1 rRNA gene is annotated in these 1,161 nt (G+C 54.0%); it reads right to left on the bottom strand.

From position 1 onward, the window contains the following. Positions 1–996: ribosomal RNA gene (locus GRQ65_RS22010) — 23S ribosomal RNA — on the bottom strand; the annotation flags it as partial. Positions 997–1,161 lie beyond the last annotated feature (165 nt).

Genomic DNA, 1,161 nt, shown 5'->3' on the forward strand with positions numbered 1-1,161 from the left:
CTAACGTCAGTAACCTGGTCGGGCCCATCGGCTATCCAGTGCTCTACCTCCGGCAAGAAACACACAACGCTGCACCTAAATGCATTTCGGGGAGAACCAGCTATCACGGAGTTTGATTGGCCTTTCACCCCTATCCACAGGTCATCCCCTCAGTTTTCAACCTAAGTGGGTTCGGTCCTCCACGCGGTCTTACCCGCGCTTCAACCTGCCCATGGATAGATCACTCCGCTTCGGGTCTTGATCGTGCTACTCAAACGCCCTATTCGGACTCGCTTTCGCTACGGCTACCCCACACGGGTTAACCTCGCAACACAACGCAAACTCGCAGGCTCATTCTTCAAAAGGCACGCTGTCACCCCATACAAGTACAAGGCTCCAACGGATTGTAGGCACACGGTTTCAGGTACTATTTCACTCCCCGCCAGGGGTACTTTTCACCTTTCCCTCACGGTACTTGTCCGCTATCGGTCATCGAGGAGTATTTAGGCTTAACGGGTGGTCCCGCCAGATTCACACGGAATTTCAGGGGTTCCGTGTTACTTGGGATACCACTCGGAAGACCTGGCCTTACGCTTACGGGGCTATCACCCTCTACGGCTCCGCTTTCCAACGGAATTGGACTTCAACCAGATTTTATGACTTCCTGAACCCACGGCAGCAGATTCTGAATGGTCCCACAACCCCCCACCTGCAACGCCTGCCGGCTATCACACAGATGAGGTTTGGCCTGTTCCGATTTCGCTCGCCACTACTCTCGGAATCACTGTTGTTTTCTCTTCCTACCGGTACTGAGATGTTTCACTTCCCGGTGTTCCCTCCACACGCCCTATATATTCAGGCGCGGGTAACTGGACATGACTCCAGCTGGGTTTCCCCATTCGGACATCCCCGGATCACAGTTCGTTTGCCAACTCCCCAGGGCTTATCGCAGGCTACTACGTCCTTCTTCGGCTCTCGATGCCAAGGCATCCACCATGTGCCCTTCGTAGCTTGTCTCACAAACACTCAACCCAAACAACACCAACGCTCAGTGAAGCTTGGAACCTGAGTTCCGCTCGACCAATAAAACTTGCATTGCTACAAAGACCGACCACCCCATCCCCACCACACACCAGCGAAGCGTGCAGTAGTTCAACAACATCAGGGCGGCCGTAAACGCGA

Source organism: Nocardioides flavescens, assembly GCF_009823805.1.
In the GTDB taxonomy this organism is placed as follows: Bacteria; Actinomycetota; Actinomycetes; order Propionibacteriales; family Nocardioidaceae; genus Nocardioides; species Nocardioides flavescens.